Annotated in this window: 21 protein-coding genes and 1 pseudogene; 4 read left to right on the top strand and 18 right to left on the bottom strand. The window is 72.8% G+C overall.

Annotated elements, in window-relative coordinates:
- Positions 1-6: 6 nt before the first annotated feature.
- The 4 genes from ABGB16_RS08110 to ABGB16_RS08095 form a co-directional block, all read right to left on the bottom strand.
- Complete coding sequence (locus tag ABGB16_RS08110; RefSeq protein ID WP_347667404.1) at positions 7-507, bottom strand: hypothetical protein; 501 nt, start codon at positions 505-507, stop codon at positions 7-9.
- Positions 508-930: 423 nt separating this feature from the next.
- A complete protein-coding gene (locus tag ABGB16_RS08105; RefSeq protein WP_347667340.1) occupies positions 931-1,314 on the bottom strand; it encodes an ACT domain-containing protein in 384 nt (127 codons plus the stop codon).
- A 92-nt stretch (positions 1,315-1,406) separates the two neighbouring features.
- Complete coding sequence (locus ABGB16_RS08100) at positions 1,407-1,865, bottom strand: hypothetical protein (protein ID WP_347667339.1); 459 nt, start codon at positions 1,863-1,865, stop codon at positions 1,407-1,409.
- Positions 1,866-2,043: 178 nt separating this feature from the next.
- Positions 2,044-2,784: a hypothetical protein gene (locus ABGB16_RS08095; RefSeq protein ID WP_347667338.1), complete on the bottom strand. Its 741-nt coding sequence runs from the start codon at positions 2,782-2,784 to the stop codon at positions 2,044-2,046.
- 164 nt (positions 2,785-2,948) lie between these two features.
- Between ABGB16_RS08095 and ABGB16_RS08090 the strand changes: the two genes are divergently transcribed.
- Positions 2,949-4,178 (top strand): arginine deiminase, encoded by a 1,230-nt coding sequence (locus ABGB16_RS08090; RefSeq protein ID WP_347667337.1) that lies wholly within the window; start codon positions 2,949-2,951, stop codon positions 4,176-4,178.
- Here ABGB16_RS08090 and ABGB16_RS08085 read toward each other — a convergent pair.
- The 13 genes and pseudogenes from ABGB16_RS08085 to ABGB16_RS08025 form a co-directional block, all read right to left on the bottom strand.
- A complete protein-coding gene (locus ABGB16_RS08085) occupies positions 4,165-5,049 on the bottom strand; it encodes a DUF5926 family protein (protein ID WP_347667336.1) in 885 nt (294 codons plus the stop codon). The genes ABGB16_RS08090 and ABGB16_RS08085 overlap by 14 nt on opposite strands.
- A 70-nt stretch (positions 5,050-5,119) precedes the next feature.
- Positions 5,120-5,536, bottom strand: coding sequence for an ATP-binding protein (locus tag ABGB16_RS08080; RefSeq protein ID WP_347667403.1), 417 nt, complete (start codon positions 5,534-5,536; stop codon positions 5,120-5,122).
- A 78-nt stretch (positions 5,537-5,614) separates the two neighbouring features.
- Positions 5,615-7,066, bottom strand: coding sequence for a PAS domain-containing sensor histidine kinase (locus ABGB16_RS08075; RefSeq protein WP_347667402.1), 1,452 nt, complete (start codon positions 7,064-7,066; stop codon positions 5,615-5,617).
- A 343-nt stretch (positions 7,067-7,409) separates the two neighbouring features.
- Positions 7,410-8,201, bottom strand: coding sequence for a glycerophosphodiester phosphodiesterase family protein (locus ABGB16_RS08070; RefSeq protein ID WP_347667335.1), 792 nt, complete (start codon positions 8,199-8,201; stop codon positions 7,410-7,412).
- 13 nt (positions 8,202-8,214) lie between these two features.
- Complete coding sequence (locus ABGB16_RS08065) at positions 8,215-8,550, bottom strand: rhodanese-like domain-containing protein (protein ID WP_347667334.1); 336 nt, start codon at positions 8,548-8,550, stop codon at positions 8,215-8,217.
- 59 nt (positions 8,551-8,609) lie between these two features.
- On the bottom strand, positions 8,610-9,551 hold the full coding sequence (locus ABGB16_RS08060) for an LCP family protein (protein ID WP_347667333.1): 942 nt from the start codon (positions 9,549-9,551) through the stop codon (positions 8,610-8,612).
- Between the two features lie 204 nt (positions 9,552-9,755).
- Positions 9,756-10,943: an LCP family protein gene (locus tag ABGB16_RS08055; protein WP_347667332.1), complete on the bottom strand. Its 1,188-nt coding sequence runs from the start codon at positions 10,941-10,943 to the stop codon at positions 9,756-9,758.
- Positions 10,944-11,157: 214 nt separating this feature from the next.
- Entirely contained in the window at positions 11,158-12,390 is a 1,233-nt protein-coding gene (locus tag ABGB16_RS08050) for an LCP family protein (RefSeq protein WP_347667331.1), read from the bottom strand.
- Positions 12,391-12,456: 66 nt separating this feature from the next.
- Positions 12,457-13,434 (bottom strand): NAD-dependent epimerase/dehydratase family protein, encoded by a 978-nt coding sequence (locus ABGB16_RS08045; RefSeq protein ID WP_347667330.1) that lies wholly within the window; start codon positions 13,432-13,434, stop codon positions 12,457-12,459.
- A gap of 126 nt (positions 13,435-13,560) precedes the next feature.
- On the bottom strand, positions 13,561-15,234 hold the full coding sequence (locus tag ABGB16_RS08040; RefSeq protein ID WP_347667329.1) for a cation acetate symporter: 1,674 nt from the start codon (positions 15,232-15,234) through the stop codon (positions 13,561-13,563).
- A complete protein-coding gene (locus ABGB16_RS08035) occupies positions 15,212-15,589 on the bottom strand; it encodes a DUF485 domain-containing protein (RefSeq protein WP_347667328.1) in 378 nt (125 codons plus the stop codon). The genes ABGB16_RS08040 and ABGB16_RS08035 overlap by 23 nt, the downstream gene beginning before the upstream one ends.
- Positions 15,590-15,834: 245 nt before the next feature.
- Positions 15,835-16,365: pseudogene (locus ABGB16_RS08030) on the bottom strand (flavin reductase family protein); the annotation flags it as partial.
- 508 nt (positions 16,366-16,873) lie between these two features.
- Complete coding sequence (locus ABGB16_RS08025) at positions 16,874-17,065, bottom strand: hypothetical protein (RefSeq protein ID WP_347667327.1); 192 nt, start codon at positions 17,063-17,065, stop codon at positions 16,874-16,876.
- Between the two features lie 194 nt (positions 17,066-17,259).
- On the opposite strand from ABGB16_RS08025, the gene ABGB16_RS08020 reads away from it, so the two are divergent.
- Together ABGB16_RS08020 and ABGB16_RS08015 are read left to right on the top strand one after the other, a co-directional pair.
- Positions 17,260-18,045 carry a helix-turn-helix transcriptional regulator gene (locus tag ABGB16_RS08020; RefSeq protein WP_347667326.1) on the top strand — a complete coding sequence of 262 codons (786 nt, stop codon included), beginning with the start codon at positions 17,260-17,262 and terminating at the stop codon, positions 18,043-18,045.
- Positions 18,042-18,239, top strand: coding sequence for a DUF397 domain-containing protein (locus ABGB16_RS08015; protein WP_347667325.1), 198 nt, complete (start codon positions 18,042-18,044; stop codon positions 18,237-18,239). The genes ABGB16_RS08020 and ABGB16_RS08015 overlap by 4 nt, the downstream gene beginning before the upstream one ends.
- Positions 18,240-18,242: 3 nt before the next feature.
- Here ABGB16_RS08015 and ABGB16_RS08010 read toward each other — a convergent pair whose 3' ends face one another.
- Positions 18,243-18,737 carry an SRPBCC family protein gene (locus tag ABGB16_RS08010; RefSeq protein WP_347667324.1) on the bottom strand — a complete coding sequence of 165 codons (495 nt, stop codon included), beginning with the start codon at positions 18,735-18,737 and terminating at the stop codon, positions 18,243-18,245.
- A gap of 82 nt (positions 18,738-18,819) precedes the next feature.
- On the opposite strand from ABGB16_RS08010, the gene ABGB16_RS08005 reads away from it, so the two are divergent.
- Complete coding sequence (locus ABGB16_RS08005) at positions 18,820-19,074, top strand: hypothetical protein (protein ID WP_347667323.1); 255 nt, start codon at positions 18,820-18,822, stop codon at positions 19,072-19,074.
- Positions 19,075-19,156 lie beyond the last annotated feature (82 nt).

Here is a 19,156-nt window from a genome sequence, read left to right as displayed (position 1 = left end):
GCCAGCCTACGCACCCGGTACGCCGGCCGTGCCGCCGTCGCACGCGAGCGCCCGGATGCCGACCGGCCCGGACACCCGTACCTCGATCGTGCAGACGTCGGTGCCCGCGGTGACCAGCTTCAGCGCGCCCGGCCGGCCCCGGGTGACCACCTGGAGCTCCTCGTGCCCGGTCACCCGGAGCACGGTGTACTGCCAGTCCCCGGCGCAGAGCGGGCCCCGACGCACCCGTACCCCGGCCGATCGGGGCAGCACTCCGCCGCTGCCGCGCAGCAACGACACCACCCGGTCGCCCGACGGGCCGTTGCGGCAGTCGGTGGCGACCAGGTCGGGGGCGGCGGTGGTCGGCGGGGCGAACGGGGGCGGGGTGACCGTCGGCGCGGTGGACGGGCCCGGGGTGGGCGAGGCGCCCGCCGCCGTGGGGCTGGGCGACTGGGCCGGCTGGAGGAGTTCGGGCGGCACCCCGCAGCCGCCCAGCGTCACGGCGGCGAGGAAGGCGACGGCCAGCAGCGTGATCGTCGTGGGCGGCCGGCGGGTCGCGGTGCGGTGCGGGGTGGTGGGCGGCACGAGCCGATCCTTGCATCGGAGAACATCGTTGCGGCCGGATGGCCGAGCCCATCGTAGAAGCTGCCGGCGCGCTGGTGAAGAGCGGCGGCCGGCAATACGCGACCGGCCGGGTCGCGGTGTCCGGCCCGACGCCGTGCCGGGTCGGTGGCGCCGAGGCGCGGGCGGTGCCCGTCAGCCAGGGCGCGGGCGGTGCCAGTCAGTCGAGGCGCGGGCGGTGCCAGTCAGTCGAGGCGCGGGCGGTGCCAGTCAGTCGAGGCGCGGGCGGTGCCAGTCAGTCGAGGCGCGGGCGGTGCCAGTCAGTCGAGGCGCGGGCCATACCCGTCAGCCGCGGCGCGGCTATGCGGGTCAGTCGAGGAGGCCGTGCCGTCAGTCGAGGATCCGGTGCCCGGCGCGGCGCAGCGCGGCCGTGGCCTCGCCCAGCCGGACGGCCGGCACGAGCACGTGGTCGGTGTCGTAGGTGGAGAATGCCACCGCGTTGACCCGGGCCTGCGCGAGCGGGGCGACCAACGAGGCGAGGGTGCCGGTCACCGCCAGGTCGAGCGGCCCGACAACCCGCAGGCAACGCCAGTCGGTCTCGGCCTCTGCCGGAGCGCGGGCGGCCGGGCAGATCACCGAGACCCCGTCGGTGGACCAGCTGACGCTCACCACCTCGCTGTCGCCCAGCTCGGCCCACAGGGCCGGCCGGAGGGCGGCGTCGGTGGCCAGCCGGCACACCGCGTACTCTCCCGGCAGCAGAGCGACATCGAGCATGATGGCACCTTACGGCCTGAGCGGCTCGACGCCCCAGCTCCGCCGGTGCGGCGAACGCCACATTTATGCTGGTCACGGTGAAGCTGGGCGGATCAGACCGCCGCGAAGAAGGTGAGCGACCCGGCGACCTGGCCGTCGGTCAGCACCGGCGTGGAGATGGCGTCCACGGTCGGGTCGGGGCAACCCGCCGCCGCGGCCTGGACCCGTAGCAGCCCGCGCGCGAGGCGGCCGGAATGCAGGGCGAGCAGCGGTGGGATCTTGTCGGTCTCCTGCTCGGTCAACTCTCCGCGGTGGGCGGTGAAGTCGAGCAGGCGCAGGCAGCCGTCGAGCAGCGGCAGCCCGATCACGTCCTCCGGGCAGCCGAGGCAGAGCAGCTCGCAGCCGGACGCCGAGACCGCGACGACCCGGGTCTCGGCGTCGATGAGCAGACACGGCTCGGCCGCGCAGGAGACCGTGACGACCCACTGCCCGAAGTTGTCGGACTCCTGCGCCGGCGGTGTCCGGGCGTCGGGCACGAACACTTCCGAGAGCGAGAGTTCGACGTGAGCCACCGCGCCTCCTATGTGCACCGACTGTCTGTCCACGCTAGCCGGTCGAACCGGCGAGCGTTGGCCGCGCTGGCGCCACCGAGCCGCCGGTGGTCGGTTGCCCTGGACCGGGCGGCCGGCGACGGCGCGGCCGGATTGCTGCTCTGCGTACGGACCGGAACGCGTGGCGTCGCCGGAGACGTTACCGGCGGTTGGCCGGCTTGTCAGCCGCCGTTCGGCCCGCGTCGTACCACCGGTAGTCGGCCGCTGGACGGTACGTGCCGTTCATCCACGTGCCGGGGTGCTGTGCGACCCGGGCCAGCTTCTCGGCGGTCGTCGGGCTGATCCGGTTTCCCCCGGCGACGAGCAGCCGGTCCAGCTCCCGGTGGGTGGCCATCAGGCAGTCCTTCGGCAGGCCGTAGACGCTGATGTCGCCGGAGCCGACGAAGGCCAGCACCGGCGTCACCGGGATCGGCAGCCCCACCGCCTGGGAAAGGGCCCTGCCCGCCCGCTTGGCGTCCCTGCGGGCCTCGGCCACGTAGGGCGGTCGCTTGCCGTTGATCTGGACGACGTCGCCGGCCACCAGCACCCGGGCCCTGCCGTGGTCGGCGATCGTCACCGCGTACAGGCCGCTGGGGCCGATGGCGAGGAAACCCGCGCGATCGTCCTGGGCCTGGTCGAAGACGAGATCCGCCGCGTCGGTGCGGGGCCACTCGATGACGTGCCAGGCCGGACCGAGGTGGTCGAGCCGACTCAGCGCCCGAGCCCCGGCCGCCTCCAAGCGGCGGGCGCCCCGCTCGGCGCGCCGGCGACGAGCCCACTCCAGTGGGTTCGGGCGAACCGGCTCCAGCGCCCCCGGCGCCTCGGCCCGGGGGTGTGGCACCGCGATGGGCGGCAGTGCCCGGGCGGTGGGTCCGACACGGCGTGCGGGAAAGACAGTCATCGCGACCTCCGGCAAAAGGTCCCTCGAAGTTATCTTCTCACTACCCTACGTTGCCAGACCGGGTGCCCGGCAAGTCCAACGGCCGGAGTGAGTGTGGATGAATGCCATATTCATCCACAGTCGTTTTACCGGATGCCGCCAATCCCTGCCCTACGCTGGGGCGGGTGACCCACTACGTGGACAGCGAGGTCGGCCGGCTCGGCACGGTGCTGCTGCACCGACCGGGCCCGGAGCTGGCCCGACTCACCCCCCGCAACAACGACTCACTCCTCTTCGACGCTATCCCATGGGTGGGCCGCGCGCAGGAGGAGCACGACGCGTTCGCCGCGGCGCTGCGCGAGCGCGGGGTGGAGGTGCTGTACCTCGCCACCCTGCTCGCCGAGACCCTTGCCGTCACCGATGCCCGCGCCGAGCTGACCGAGCAGGTGCTGCGCTCGCCCCGGCTCGGCGACGCCCTGCGCCGCCGGATCGCCGACCATCTCACCTACCTGGACCCGGCCGCCCTCGCCGACGTACTCATCGCGGGCCTCGCGCACGAGGAGCTGCGGATCAGCCAGGAGCGGCCCGGTGGGCTGGTCTACGCCCTGATGGACCGGCACGACTTCGTCATCGACCCGCTGCCCAACCTGCTGTTCACCCGCGACTCCTCACTGTGGATCGCCGACCGGGTCGGGGTGACCAGCCTCGCCATGCTCGCCCGCCGCCGGGAGAGCACCATCACCCACGCCATCTACCGCTACCACCCACGGTTCGCCGGCACCCGGTTCGTCTACGGGCCGGAGCTGGAGCACCTGGAGGGCGGGGACGTGCTGCTGCTCGCCCCGGGCGTGCTCGCCGTCGGGGTGGGCGAGCGGACCACCCCCGCCGGGGCGGAGCGCCTCGCCCGACAGGTGTTCGCCGCCGGGCTGGCGCACACCATTCTCGTGGTCCCGATCGCCCAGGAGCGGGCCACCATGCACCTGGACACGGTCTGCACCATGGTCGACGTCGACGCCGTGCTGATGTACCCCAACGTCGCGACCACGCTGTCCGCGTACACGGTGGTCGCCGGCCCCGACGGGGAGCCGCAGGTGGACGGGCCCGCGCCGTTCCTGCGCGCCGCCGCCGACGCGATGGACCTCGACCAGCTCCGCGTCATCGACACCGGCCTCGACCCGGTCACGGCCGAGCGGGAGCAGTGGGACGACGGCAACAACACCCTCGCGCTCGCCCCCCGGCTCTGTGTCGGGTACGAGCGCAACACCGAGACCAACGCGCAGCTGGAGCGGGCGGGCATCGAGGTGATCCCGATCGCCGGCTCCGAGCTGGGCTCCGGCCGGGGCGGCCCCCGGTGCATGTCCTGCCCGCTGGTCCGCGAGCCGCTGAAGGGGGAGGAGCAGCTCAGCGGAGGGTGAGCTGGCGGCCGAGCAGCCCGTGCCGCGCCCGCCGGCCCGCCGCGTCCAGCGGGTCCTTGTCCTCCAGCGCCTCGGCGTACCGCTTGGCGAACTCCGTCACCGGCTCCTCCCACTCGGCGGCCGGCACGTCCTCGGGCAGGTCCCACACCGGCACCAGGCGGCCGTGCGCGCGGAACATGCCGGCGAAGCGGGTGTTGCCGCCGAGGGTCAGCGTGCCGGCCGCGCTCAGCCGGGCCAGCGCGTCCAGCGCGGCGTCCTCGTCGTCCGGGAGGACCCAGCGCACGTGCGCCTTCTTGGGCACCTGGCACCAGTACGCGGCGCGGGCGGCGGCGAGCCGTACGGTCGGGTAGATCGCCGCGTTGGCCCGCTCCAGCGACGCCTGGACGGTCGGGTCGTCGGCGGCGCCCGGGTCGAGCCAGAACTCGAACCCGTCGTGCATCGTGATCTCCAGCGGGCCGTCGACCAGGACGTCCTGGAGCCGGGGCCCGGGCCCCGGCAGCGGCGGCACGGACACCGACTTGCCCGGTTCGGTACCCAGTGCGCAGAGCAGGGCGTCGGCCAGGTCCCGGGAGACGTCCCCGGACTGCTGGTGGCGCTGGAGCCCGATGAACACCCGCCCGTCCGGCTTGCTCGTCGCCGCGGCGGCCATCGGCAGCACGGTCGCCAGGGTCACCTGCCGGTCGCCGTACTCCTCGACCAGCGCGGGGGCGAGCCGCAGCGGCGCGGACGCCGCCGGGACCAGCTCGCGCAGGGCGATCCACTCGGGCTCGTCGGTCAGGCCCTCGAACGGTCGGGGCACGAAGACGTCCCGCACCTTCTCCCGCTTGGGGGTGGCTTCGGCGGCCCGCTGGCTCTTTCGACGCTTGCTCACGGCGAGACAGCCTAGAGGCCGAAGCTGAACGGCGTGGGGACGACCCGCCCTCGCACCGTACGATCGCCGGTCAGCCCGCGACGAGCAGGTCGGGTCGGTCGGCGCACGCGGGGTCGAACTCGGCCCAGACACACTGGCCCAGGCCGTCCCGGTCGACGCCCCACCGGCTGGCGAGCCCGGCGACGATGTGCAGGCCACGGCCGTCGACGGCGTCCGGGCTGGCCGCCCGCAGCCGAGGGCCGACGGTCGCCCCGCCGTCGGTCACCCGGAGCTGGACGACCTGCCCGCCGGGCACCGGGCGCAGCCGCCAGGCCACCCGGACCACCCCGCCGGGAAGCGGGTCGGCGTGCCGGATCGCGTTGCCGACCAGCTCGGCCAGAACGGCCACCAGGTCGGCCAGCAGGACGGGGGAGACCAGGCCGCCCAGCTCGTCGGCGAGCCGGTGCCGGGCCAGCCGCGCACCGGTGGCGTGGTGCGGCACGACCACGCACCACGAACGCTCGACCGGCCCTGTCGCCACCGCCGCTCCTCACTCGCCCCGCCGAGCCGCCCCGCTCGCCGGTGCTCACCGGCGCGGCAGCCGCACCTCTGCGACCGTACCCCCACCTGACCTCGGTCGGAGGGATACCCATCCATTCTGTTGTTCGACGATCCGCCGGACCAGGTACAGGCCGAGACCGGCGCCCGGCTGGCCCCGCCGGCCGTCGGTCTCGCCCTGCCAGAACCGCTCGAACGCCCGCTCCACGTGCTCGGGTGGGATGCCGACCCCCCGGTCGCTGACCCGGAACGAGACGTACCGCCGGGTGGCGGTGGCGGCGATCTCGATCGGGGAGTCCGGCGGGGAGTGCTTGTCGGCGTTGGTGCCCAGCTCGGTCAGCACGGTGACGAGGCTCAGCCGGTTACCGAGCGCCTTCGGCAGGTCGGCGGGCAGGTCGAGGACGATCCGGTGGCGCAGGTCGGCGGGCAGGTCGGCGACGGCCGACCGCAGCGCGTCCCCGAGGTCGAACGGCGCGGGCGGCTCGCCCGGGCTCCGGTCGGTGGCCGAGGTGAGCAGCCGGTCGACCAGCCGGGCCAGCTCGTTGGTCCGCTGCCCGATGATCCGGGCGGCCTCCCGCCGGTCGGCGTCGGTCAGCGAGTCCCAGTGGTCGGTGAGGGTGTCCGCGTACCCCTTGATGACGGTGACCGGGGTGCGCAGCGCGTGGCTGGTGACCGCGACGAACAGGTCGCGGTCCTCGTCGCGCAGCTGTTGTTCGGTGGTGTCCCGGAGGGTGACCACCCGTAGCCCGCCCGGGCCGGGCACGTCCCCCGACGTGACGCGCACCCACCGCCCGTCGGGCAGCCGGTGGTCGAGAACCTGACCGGGCTCCGGGAGCGGGAACGGCAGCGGGCGGTTCAGCGCCTGGGCGGCCGACCGGCCGGTGGCCCGGGCGGCGGCCGGGTTCCAGAGCCGGACGTGGCCGTCCCGGTCGACCACGGCCAACCCGTCGGCCAGCGCCACCACCGGGCCGTCGCCGTGCGCCGGCAGGCCCGTCCGGTCGCCGTACCTGTTGGCGATGCAGGCGGCGAGGTACGCGACCACCTCGTGCCGCCCGGTGCCGGTCGGGTCGTCCTCGTCCGGGTAGAACGCGTGCAGGCTGCCGACGGTGACCCCGCCGACTTCGGCGCGGGCGACCACCATCCGACGCAGCCCGTGCCCCGCCAGCTCGTCGCCGAACGGGTCCGGGAGCCGGCTGACGTCGACCTCGCGCACGCGGGGGCCGGCGAGCAGGCAGACGGTCGCCGGGGCGGTGGGCGACACCGGTCGGCCGACGGCCCACTCGGCGCTTCCGGTCGCGGCGACGACCCGGCCGCCGGTCGGGGTGAACTCCACGAACGCCGTGCCCGCGGCCCCGATCGCCGGCCCGATGACCTCGAGCAGCCTGGGCAGGTCCGGCAGCCCCGCACCGTCAGAGTTGATCATGTCGATCACGACGTCGTGGCCGGCGAGGAGAGCGGCGGGGGCGATGCGCTCCGGCATGTCCCGAGTGTGCCGCGCCGGTCGGCCCGCCGACACCCCCGGCCGATCACGCTCCCGGTGCCGTCCGGGCAGGCTGGCCGGGAGTTGTGCGACGTCCGGGGAGCGGTGCTGTCCGGGCAGGCTGGCCGGGAGTTGTGCGACGTCCGGGGAGCGGTGCTGTCCGGGCAGGCCGGTCGGGAGTTGTGCGACGTCCGGGGAGCGGTGCTGTCCGGGCAGGCTGGCCGGGAGCTGCGCGACGTCCCACGAGCGGTGCCGTCCGGACAGGTGGGCCGCGAGGTGTGCCGGGTCGGGCGAGCGGTGCCGGCCGGACGCCTGTTCTCGCACCTCCACCCCGTCGCCCCGCTCACCGGCCCAGCCGGGCCAGCGCCTGGGCCGGCCGGTCCGTGATGATCCCGTCCACCCCGGCGTCGAGCACCAGCTCCAGGTCGGCCGGCGCGTTGACCGTCCAGACGTACACCTGGTTCCCGGCGGCCCGCAGCGCGGGCAGCAGTTGCGGGCGGGCCCGGAGCAGGGCGACCCCGGGCCCGGCTATCCGGGTGCCGAACGGCAGCCGACCCAGCCGTAGCCAGCGCGGCAGCACCTCCAGCAGCAGCACCGTCGGCAACTGCGGGGCCAGGTCGCGGATCCGGCGCACCGCCAACGGCGAGAACGACATCACGGTCACCCGGACCGGATCGTCCGGATCCGGCTCGGCCAGGCCGTACCGGCGCAGCAGAGTCACCAGCCGGCGCTCGACGTCCCCGCCGTACCGGGTCGGGTGCTTCGTCTCGATCAGCAGCCGGACCGGCCGGCCGGCGGCCAGCACGGCGTCGAGCAGCCGCTCCAGGGTGAGCAGCCGGGTGTGCGACTCGTCCGGCGGCTCGTCGCCGTCGACCGGGACGCAACCGGGGTGCCAGGAGCCGAAGTCCAGCGCCTCCAGTTCGGCCAGCGTGCGCGCGCTGACCAGCCCGGTGCCGTTGCTGGTCCGATCCAGCCGCCGGTCGTGTACGCAGACCAGGTGGCCGTCGCGGGTCAACCGGACGTCGCACTCCAGCCCGTCGGCGCCCTCGTCGAGGGCCCGCAGGTACGCGGCGAGGGTGTGCTCCGGCAGGTCGGCAGAGGAGCCGCGGTGCGCGAAGACGAGGGGGGCACCCATCTGTCGAGTTGCCTCAGACGACCTGGCCCGGCTGCCCGTCCTCGCCGACCACGGGCCGCCCGGCGGAGGCCCACTCGTACATTCCGCCGTCGACATTGCGTACCCGGTCCCAGCCGTTCTGCACCAGGTGCGCCACGACGTGGGCAGACCGGCCGCCCGAGCGGCAGATGACGGCCACCTCCCGGTCCTTCGGCACCTCGGCGAGCCGGCCGGGCAGCTCCATCATCGGCAGGTGGTGGGCGCCGGGGGCGTGCCCGGCGGCCCACTCGGCGTCCTCACGGACGTCGAGCAGGTAGGTGTCGTCGCTGATCTCGGTCACGGGGATGCTGGGGATCTGGGGTCCGAACACGGCTACCAAGCCTAGGTCCTCGGGGGGCCGCCGTGGGTGCGCGGGAGCCCTCCTGGCGGTCAGAGCCGGGTGACCCAGCGGGGGTTCGCCTGGGCCCACCTGGGCATCCGGGTGCCCCGCACCGCCGCGAAGAGCTGGTCGCCCTCGTCGTCCAGCACCACGTACGAGACCTCGTCGATGGTCTCGGGGTGGGAGGGAAGCTGCACCCCGGTCAGCCCGTCCGGGGGGAGGCCGCGGAGCGTGAGCGCAAGGTCCTCCAGGGGTACGCCGTTGGTGTCGACGGTCAGCGACGCGCCGACCGCCCGGATCAGCCGGTCCAGCCGTACCGGGTCGCCGCGCAGGTTCGTCTCGCCGGCCCGGTCCAGCATCGCCCGGAGCAGTTGCTGCTGGTGGCGTTGCCGGTCGTAGTCGCCGCCGGGCAGGTCGTACCGCTGGCGGACGTAGTCCAGCGCCCGTGCGCCGTCCATCTGCTGACAGCCGGCGGCGAAGTCGTGCCCGGTGTGGATCGAGCGCACCGGGGTGTCGACGCACATGCGGATCCCGCCGAGCAGGTCGACGACCTGCCGCAGCCCGGCGAAGTCGACCAGCGCCGCCCCGTCGAAGCGCATTCCGGTGAGCCGGGCGAGGGTGGCTGAGAGCAGCCGGACGCCGGCCTCGCCGCCCCCACCGTGCTCGTACGCGGAATTGATCTTGTCGCTGCCGCCCCCGTACCCGTTCGGGGCCGCCGGGATGCTGACCAGCAGGTCCCGGGGGACGGAGATCAGGTACGCCTGTTTCGTGCCGGCCGGCACGTGCACCAGCAGGATGGTGTCCGACCGCTCGTCCGGCCCGCTCTCGCCTGGGCGGCGGTCCGACCCGACGAGCAGGTAGTTGAGCGAGCCGCCGAGGTCGGTACGGTCCCGCCGGGCGCTCGGGTCGAGCAGTTGCTCACGCGCCACGGCGCGGTCGTACCGCCGGCCGAGGATCTCGATCGCGGCTACCGCGGCGCCGGCCAGCAGCACCAGGGCCAGGCCGACCCCGAGCAGCGCGCGGCTCCGCCGGGGTACGCGCCGGCCGGCGGGGCCGCCTCGGTCCCGTCCGGTTCGCCCTGACCTGGCCGTGACGTCCTCCCCGCCGCCGTACGTGAGACTCGCTCAGGTCAGGCTACGGGGGAGCCTCCGGGTCCCGGGCGGCTTTGCGCAGGTCGGCCGCCGGGAGCGGCGTCGCTACTTCCGGGTCGACAGGACGCTCGGGTTCGCGTACACGAACTCGGCCAGCTTGTCGTTCTTCACCGCCTGGAACATCTGCATGGTCAGCGGGCTCAGCATTTCCTTGCTGCCGTCGGCGGTGGAGTTGAACTTGCCGCCGTTGGTGCGCAGCATGGTCAGGTCGTTGCCGGTGACCCCGCGCATGGTGAAGATGAAGTCGGCGATGGGCACCCCGCCGACGTCGAGGACGAGGGCCTTGCCGGCCGCCTTCATCAGCGCGTTGAGCTTCACCGGGTTGGTCAGCGTCCCGTTCTCGGTCGCCTTCTTCGCCATCGCCTTGATCAGCTGCTGCTGGTTCTGCTGGCGGTCGTAGTCGCCGCCGTCCAGGCCGTAGCGCTGCCGGGAGTAGTCCAGCGCCGCCCAGCCCTTCATCTCCCGGCAGCCCTTCTTGTGCACCACCGGGGTCATCGTCTTGCCCGTCTTCTTCGCCTCGGCGTTCCACATCGGCTTGCCGTCGACGTACGACATGTGGTGCGACGTCACCTGCTGGCTGACGCAGATCCGCACGCTGCCCAGGGTGTCGATGATCTTCTTGAAACCGCCGAAGTTGATGATCGCCGCGCCGTCGAAGCTGACCCCGGTCATTCTCTTGATCGTCTTGGCCATGAGCTGGGCGCCGCCTTCCCAGCCGCCCCCGTTCTGGGCGCCGTACTGGAAGGCTGCGTTGATCTTGTTGATCCCGTGGCCCGGAATGTCCGCCTGGGTGTCGCGCGGGATGGAGATCATGTATGCCTGGTCGTGCGAGGCGGGGATGTGCAGCACGATGATGCTGTCCGCCCGGACGTCGTCGGCGGCCCAGCGCTCGCGCGCGTCGACGCCGAGCAGCAGCATGTCGATCGGGCCGTCGAGGTTCTTGCCACCCTCGGCACTCGACTTGCCGGCGTCGCCGAGCAGGTTGCCCTGCGCGATGTTCCCGGTCGCCTGGCTGATGATCGCCTTGCTGCCGACGATGGCGATGCCGCTGGTCAGCATCAGGACCGCCCCGAAGATCAGGGTGAGGCGGGCCCAGAGGGGGTCCTTGCGGCGGGTCCGCTTCTTCGCGGCGCCGCCGGATCGCCGACCGCCGCTGGAGCGCTGCGGGGATGTCCGCGCGGACGCCCTGGCGGGCTCCAGTGACGAGGGGCGACGGCTGGCTTGAACCGGCATGCGTGCTCCAGCTCGCGTGATCGGGGGGCGGGACAACTTTACGTACCGCTTCCCGTCATGGCGAGTTCGTCAGCCGGACAATTTTCGTTCTCCCGGGCGACCGTCCATGGCAATCGTCCGAACGTCCAGATGAATGCGACCGGCCAGCGGTTGGAGCCCTGAGGACAAGGATCCAACCGCCGGCCGGCGATGACGCCCGTCGAAGTGGCGCGACTCAGTTCGCGTTGCTCGCGCCCTCGGCCGGCTGGTTGGCCTTCACCCAGTCGGCCATCGTGTCCGCCGACATGGCCTGGTACATGGCCAGCGCCTTCTCCCGGTCGGAGACCACCACGGACTCACCGTTGACCATCTGGCCGCCGAGGTTCGGGCTGGTGACGAACGTCAGGTTCTCCCCGCGCAGGCTGCGGAACTGCAGCGCCATGTCGACCACGGAGAAGCCCTCGTCCACCGTGACCGCCTTGGTGACCGCCTGGAGGAACGCGTTCAGCTTGCCCGGGTTGGTCAGCGTTCCACTGCTGGCCGCCTTGTCCATCAGCGCCCGCAGGAACTCCTGCTGGTGGCGCATCCGCGCGAAGTCGCCGTCCGGGAACTGCTTGCGCTGCCGGATCCAGTCCAGCGCCTCGGCGCCGTTCATGTGGTTGACGCCCTTGGTGAACTTCCGGTACGGCTTGTGGATCGAGGTGATGGTCCGCTCCACCTTCAGGTCGACCCCGCCGAGCGCGTCCGTGACCTCCTTGAAGCCGGCGAAGTCGATCGCCATCACGTGGTCGATGCGGACGTCGGTGAAGCACTCCACCGTCTTGACCGCCAGCGGCAGGCCCCCGAACGCGAACGCGGCGTTGATCTTGTGACGCTGCCCGGAGCCGCACTCCGCCTGGGCGTTCTCGGGGATCGGAACGTACAGGTCCCGGGGGATCGAGACCAGGTACGCCTCCTTGTGGTCCGCCGGGATGTGCATGACGATGATCGTGTCGGCCCGCCACTGGCTCCGCTGGTCCACCGGGGCGTCCGGGTCCCGGGAGTCGCTGCCGACCAGCAGGATGTTCAGCGCGCCGTCCACCTGTTTCGCCGGCCGCCCGCCGGTCAGCTCCGCGAACGGATCGGTGCGCGCCAGGTCGTCGTTGAGGTTGCGGGCGTAGAACCATGCGCCGGCCCCGCCGAGCAGCGCGAGCACCAGCACCGCGACGCCGGCCACCAGGCCGATCCGGCCCCACCGCGGACGCGGGCCGCGCCGGCCCGACCCACCAGGGTCACGCGGGCCGCCGGGGCCGCCCGGTCCCGCGGGGCCGCCCGGCCCGCCGCCGTACGGCCGGTCGTCGTGCGAGGGGTGCCACTGGGCCTGAGGGGTGTGGGCCCGGCCCGGCGAGCCCCGGCCGGGCACCGAGGCACGCCCGGAACTGCGGTGCAGGTACGGGAGGGAGGCCCCGGCGGGAGTGGTCGCTGACATGTAACCGAGGGTACGTAGCCCCGTCGAGTCCTGCCGTGAAGCGAGCCCGCGGGCGGCGCGCGTCGGTTACCCTAGCCGCTCGCGGAAATACTCGATCGTGCGCCGAAGGCCCTCTTCGGGCGCGACGGTCGGCTCGTAACCCAGCAGCTCGCGGGCCAGGGTGAGGTCCGGGCGGCGCATCTCCGGGTCGTCGGACGCGCGGGTGACATAGGTCACCTCCGAACTGCTGCCGGAGAGCGACACGATCAGCTCGGCCAGCTCCCGCATGGTCAGCTCGTGCTCGGTGCCGCAGTTGATCGGCCCCGTCTCGGTCGAGTCGAGCAGCAGCAGGATGCCGCGCACCAGGTCGTCCACGTAGCAGATGGACCGGGTCTGGTTGCCCGTGCCGTGCACGGTGATCGGCGCGCCGCGCAGCGCCTGGGAGATGAAGGTCGGGATGGCGCGGCCGTCGTCCGGCCGCATCCGCGGGCCGTACGTGTTGAAGATCCGCACGATCGCCGCGTCCAGCCCGCGGCTGCGGTGGTACGCCATGGTGGCCGCCTCGGAGAACCGCTTGGCCTCGTCGTAGACGCTGCGGATGCCGATGGGGTTGACGTTGCCCCAGTACGTCTCGCGCTGCGGGTGCTCCTTCGGGTCCCCGTACGCCTCGGAGGTGGACGCCATCAGGAAGCGGGCGCCGTCGGCGAGCGCCCGGTCCAGCAGGTGCAGGGTGGCCACCGAACCGACCCGGAGGATCTCCACCGGCAGCTTCTCGAAGTCGGTGGGGCTGGCCGGGGAGGCCATGTGCAGGATGGCGTCGAACCGCTCGGCCAACGCCGGGTGGTGGCTCGGCAGCCCCTCCGAGATGTCGGCCTCGACAAGGGTGAAGGTCGGCTTCTCCAACAGGTGGGCGACGTTGTCCCTGGACCCGGTGACGAAGTTGTCCAGCACCACGACCGCGCAGCCACGGTCGATGAGGGAGTCCACCAGGTGCGACGGGACGAAGCCGGCGCCGCCGGTGACGAGGACGCGGTGGCCGGAGCCGAAGCGGGGAGCAACCTTCATGCCGGCCAGCCTACTCAGCCGCCCCGGCATCGGCTGTCGGAGGAGGGGAAGAAACGGGCGAGCCCCCCGCCGACCGGCGGGGGGCTCGCCACGTGCCCGGCAGGTGCGGTGCCGAGCGGGCCTGGGTCAGTGGGCGCCGGCGCCCGTGAGCGAGCGGACCTCCAGCTCGGCGTACTTCTCCTCGTCGTGCTCCGTGGAGAGCACCGTGCCGATCCACCCGCACAGGAAGCCGAACGGGATGGACAGGATGCCCGGATTGGACAGTGGGAACCAGTGCCAGTCGTGCTCGGGGAACATCGAGGTCGGCGCCCCGGAGACGACCGGCGAGAAGAACACCAGCAGCACCGCGGAGAGCAGGCCGCCGTAGATCGCCCAGACCGCGCCGGAGGTGTTGAACCGCTTCCAGAACAGGCTGTACAGGATCGCCGGCAGGTTGCCCGAGGCGGCCACCGCGAAGGCCAGCGCCACCAGGAAGGCCACGTTGAGGCTCTGCGCGTAGATCGACAGCGCGATCGACACCGCGCCGATGACCAGGGCGGAGAGCCGGGCCACCGTCACCTCCTGGCGCTCCGACGCCTGGCCCTTCTTCACGACGTTGGCGTAGAAGTCGTGCGCCAGGCTGGACGACGAGGCGAGCGTCAGACCGGCGACCACGGCCAGGATGGTGGCGAACGCGACCGCCGCGATGATCGCGAGCAGGGTGGCCCCGCCCAGGTTCCCGCCGAGGAAGTCCTTGCCGAGCGCCTCGGCGAGCTGCGGGGCGGCCGTGTTGCCGGCCTTGTCCTGCGCGACGATCTCCTTGCCGCCCACCAGCGCCGCCGCGCCGAAGCCCAGCGCGAGGGTGAGCAGGTAGAACGCGCCGATGATGCCGATCGCCCAGAGCACGCTCTTGCGCGCCGCCTTGGCCGTCGGGACGGTGTAGAAGCGGATCAGGATGTGCGGCAGGCCGGCCGTGCCGAGCACCAGGGCGATGCCCAGCGAGAGCAGGTCCATCTTGTTGTAGAAGGTCTGCGTGGCGTTGCCGGCGACCTCGACGCCGTACCGCAGGCCCGGTTCCAGGAAGGCGCTGCCCTTGCCGGAGGACGCGGCGGCGTCGCCGAGCAGCGACGACAGGTTGAACTTGTACTTGGCCAGCACCAGCAGGGTCATCAGCAGCGCGCCGGACATCAGCAGGAACGCCTTGACGATCTGGACGTACGTGGTGCCCTTCATGCCGCCCACGGTGACGTAGATGATCATCAGGGCGCCGACCATGATGATCGTGGCGACCTTCGCCGTGTCGGCGTCCATGCCGAGGAACGTGGTGCCCGGCTTGATGCCGAGCAGCAGCGCCACCAGCGCGCCCGCGCCGACCATCTGGGCCAGCAGGTAGAAGATCGACACGGTGATCGTGGAGACCGCCGCCGCCGTACGCACCGGACGCTGGCGCATCCGGAACGCCAGCACGTCCGCCATCGTGTATCGGCCGGAGTTGCGCAGCAGTTCGGCGACGAGCAGCAGCGCGACCAGCCAGGCGACCAGGAAGCCGATCGAGTAGAGGAAGCCGTCGTAGCCGTACAGGGCGATGAGCCCGGCGATGCCCAGGAACGACGCGGCCGACATGTAGTCGCCGCCGATCGCCATGCCGTTCTGGAAGCCGGAGAACGACCGGCCGCCCGCGTAGAAGTCGGTGGCGGTCTTGGTCTGCCGGCTGGCCCAGATCGTGATCGCGAGGGTGACCGCCACGAAGACCAGGAAGAGCGTGATGGTCAGGTTCCGGGCGGTGCTGCCGCCCGCCTCAGCCGCGAGGACCGTGCTCATGGGTCACCTCCCCGATCTCGGCGCGGATGCGGTCGGCCACCGGGTCGATCCGCCGGTCGGCGAACCGGGAGTACAGCCAGGCGATCAGGAACGTGGAGACGAACTGGAGCAGGCCGAAGACCAGGGCGACGTTGACGTTGCCGAACAGCTTCGCGCCCATGAAGTCCCGCGCGTACGCGGAGAGGATCACGTAGAGCGCGTACCAGAGGAAGAACGCGACGGTCATCGGGAAGACGAAGCCGCGCAGGGCGCGACGCAGCCCCGCGAACTCGTCCGACCGCTGCACGGCGAGGTACCGCTCGGCGGCGGACTCGGCCGGCGCCGGCGTGTCCGGCGCGGGTGTGTCCGTGGACATCTGTGGATCACCACCTTCACAGGCGAGGGGAGTTTTCGGGCACCGTAGAAACGGTGTCCCCCGCCCGGGAAGGGCCAGATCGAGCCTGGTCACCCCCTGCGCTGAACGGTCCCCCTCCTGCGCCGAGTGACCCAGGTCACTCCGGTGACCGGTCGGCGCTTACGGCTGGCGTTGATGCCGCCATGGCGGCGACATGGCGGCATCGACGGGCCCCGGACACCGCCATGTCGCCGACCTGGGGTCGATCACGTCAGCTCGCGGTACCGCCCTCGGTAGTGCAGAAGGGGAGCCGTCTCCTCCGACAGGTCGACCGCCTCGATCGTGGCCTCGACGAGCAGCGCCCAGCCGTACTCGCGGGCGGAGTCCAGCCGGCAGCCCGCCCAGCCGCCCGCGTCGGCCGGCACCGGCCCGTACTCCGTGTCGGTCCACGAGCCGGTGGCGAACAGGCCGCCCGGCGACGGGAACAGGCCGGCGAACCGGTCGGCGAGCTGCCGGTGCGGCGGGCCCAGCGGCGCGACCGCGAACCGCCCGGCCTCCTCGACCGCCGCCCACAGGTCCGACTCGGCATCGACCAGGCCGAGCAGCCGGTCCGGCTCGCCCTCGGCGACCAGCGTGGACGACACGGTCAGCCCGGCGGGCCCGGGCGCCGTCCAGAGCGTCACCGGCGCCGCGAGGCGACCCCGCAGCCGCCGCGCCGGGGACCTCAGACCGACGGGTACGGCGAACGGATCGGTGTGGTGGATCTCGGCGCCCGGATCATGATTCACGTGAAACATTGTGACCCGGGTGGCGGCGCGGGATTCGCCGCTCGGCCGCGCGTCGCCCGCCATCTCGTAATCGTCGCGCCGCGCGTCGCCCGGCGGCTCGTGGCGCGTCGCCCGGCCTTCGGTCATCGTGCCGCCGGGTGTCGCTTGGTCTGAGGTCAACGTTGACGGCTGAGCGAGCGCGACACGCCGAATCCGTGCCGTTCTACCGTCAACGTTCAAGCCGTCGGGCGTCGACCGGGCGCGCGCCCAGCCCAGGAAGCGGTCGTGCAGGTCAGCCGGGCGGGCGTGCCCGCCGAGTTGCCCGAGCTGGTCGCCCGCCTCGGCCAACAGCCCGGCCAGGTACACCAGCAGGGCCGCTCGCTGCCCCCGGTACTCGACGAGCAGACCCAGCCGGGCCGGCTGACACGGCCACGGCGCGCCGCAGGCCCGGCACCGCCAGAGCGGACGCATCGCCACGTGCGGGACGTACCGGCTCACCGCCCGGCCGCTCCGCCGCGTCCCGGCCGGGCCGGCGGCGTCACCACCGGCCACCGTTCGCCCGCCAGGTCTGGGCCGGGGTGAGCCAGCCCGCCCGGCCCGGCCGCGGGTACGCCACGGTCGGCCACGACGCCCAGTCCGGCACGGGGTTCCGGCGGGTCGGTGGCACCGTCGTCTGGTACGCGTGCACGGCGGCGTTGCGTCGGCGGAGCCGACGGAGCAGTGGGAACATGGTGGCCTCCTTCGGTAGAGGGGCCGCCCCGCCCAGGGGGAGTGACCGGGGCGGCCCGCGCAGGACCGGCCGCCGGGTCGTCGCCTCCACCAGCCGGGCCGCGTGCCCTCCACCCTGGACTCGAAGTGCCGGACAGGGGAGGATGCCAGGGCTTACTACGCAGCGCGGTCGCGTACTTACCGGAGAGGTAAGCGGTGAACTACGAGAAATGGATCAGAGCGTTGAAGGCCGCCCGGGCCGGGGCGGAGGTGTCGCAGGAGGGGCTGGCGACCCTGATCAGGTGGAGTCCGTCCACGGTGGCGGCGATCGAAACCGGCCGCCGCCGGCCCACGATGGAGTTCGCCATCGCCGCCGACGAGGCCCTTGGCACCGGCGGCCTCCTCGCCGGCCTCCTCGAAGAACCCGAGAGAAGGGCTGGGCCACCCTGGTTCGAGTCCTGGCCCGGCCATGAGCAACGGGCGGTTCGGCTGCGCAACTTCGAGCCGTGCCTGGTCCCCGGGCTCCTCCAAACCGAGGAGTACGCCCGGGCGATCATCTCGGCCGGTGGGCTCTACCGGGGCGATCAGTTGGACCAGCTCGTCAGCGTCCGTATGGGCCGGCAGCGCCTGCTGCACCGGGACGATCCGCCGGAGTGCGTGTTCGTCATCGACGAGAGCGCGCTGCGCAGACCGGTCGGCGGGCCGGCCGCCATGGACCGTCAGCTCGGCCGGCTGCTCGAAGTGGTCGAACTGCCACATGTGCAGCTGCACGTGCTGCCGCTCAGCGTCGGCGCGCACGCGTCCATGGGCGGCGGGTTCGTGCTCGCCGAGCTACCCGAGGGCGACCGCCTGCTCTGCCTCGACAACGGGGCGCGCGGGCAGATCGCCGACTACCCGGAGTGGATAGCCTTGGTCCAGCGGAAATGGGAGCTTCTTCTCGGCGAGGCGCTCAGCCAGAGTGCCTCGATCGATCTCATCAACAAGTTGAAGGTGACGCCATGACGAGTGTCGCGCCCCGCTGGCGCAAGTCGACCTGGTCCGCCAACGAGGGCAACTGTGTCGAGGTGGCGGGCAATGTGCCCGGGGTGGTGCTGGTGCGGGACAGCAAGGACCGGTCCGGGCCGGTGCTCACCTTCCGCCCCGACGCCTGGCGCCGCTTCGTCGGGCTGGCGACGGGTGAGACCCGGAGGGACTGAGCCTCAGTCGTCCGCCGGCAACGAGCGGCGGGCGGCGGCCAGGACCTCCGGGTCGGCGCAACCGGCGGCGTACCCGGCGATCCGGCGGCGGATGTCCCGCCCCAGCAGCCACAGCCCGACCCGGTCGGCGACCGGGCGCAGGAACGCGGGCCGGCAGCGGAAGTTGTATCGCCAGGTGGCGACCGTCGTACCCGGTTCGGGGCCGGCCGCGAACCGCCACCCGCCGGCGAACAACTCGAAGAACCACGGTCCCCGGACCATCTTCATGCCCACGTGGCTCGGCGGCGCGAACGAGACGTACTCGCTGACCATGGTCAGGCCGTGCCGGGACCGGGTGAAGGTGCGTATCCCCTTGCCCGGGCGCGTGGCGCCTTCGGTGAAGTGCTGCTCCCGTACGAAGGGATCCCAGCGGTAGCGGACGGGCGCGACGGTCTGCGACACCGCGAAGGCCAGCTCGGGCGGCACCGGGACGGTCGTCACCGCTTCGACGACGGGCACCGGCCCATTGTGCAGCTCCGGGCCAAGTGGCCGCCTGCTGCCCGCGACGAGCTTCCGTGCGCGGGTGATCTACCGTGCGGGCATGTCCCCGTTCACCCGGCAGCCACTCGCCCAGACCCGCATCGCCAACGCGGACGCCGTGCTCCGCAACGAGGTGGACCTGCGCGCCTATCCTCACCGGCACCTCGCCCTGGTCGCCAGCCCCGGGTTCAGCGGGAGCGGCGCTACGCGGCTGATGGAGGCCGTCGAGTACCTGTCGCACTACGGGTGGGACCTGGTCAACGTCACCAGCGTCAACAGCAGCAACCTCGTGTACGCCTTCATGCGCCGCCGGTGACGCCTGGGCCCCTGTCCGGCTGGGGGCTCGGGTGGCGCGCACGTTCGTCCTCCTGCACCTACTCGACGTGCTCGCTGTGGAG

The organism is Micromonospora sp. B11E3 (genome assembly GCF_039871625.1).
Lineage (GTDB): Bacteria > Actinomycetota > Actinomycetes > Mycobacteriales > Micromonosporaceae > Micromonospora.
Note: the sequence above shows the minus strand (reverse complement) of the source record. Positions and strands in the feature narration are given on the sequence as shown.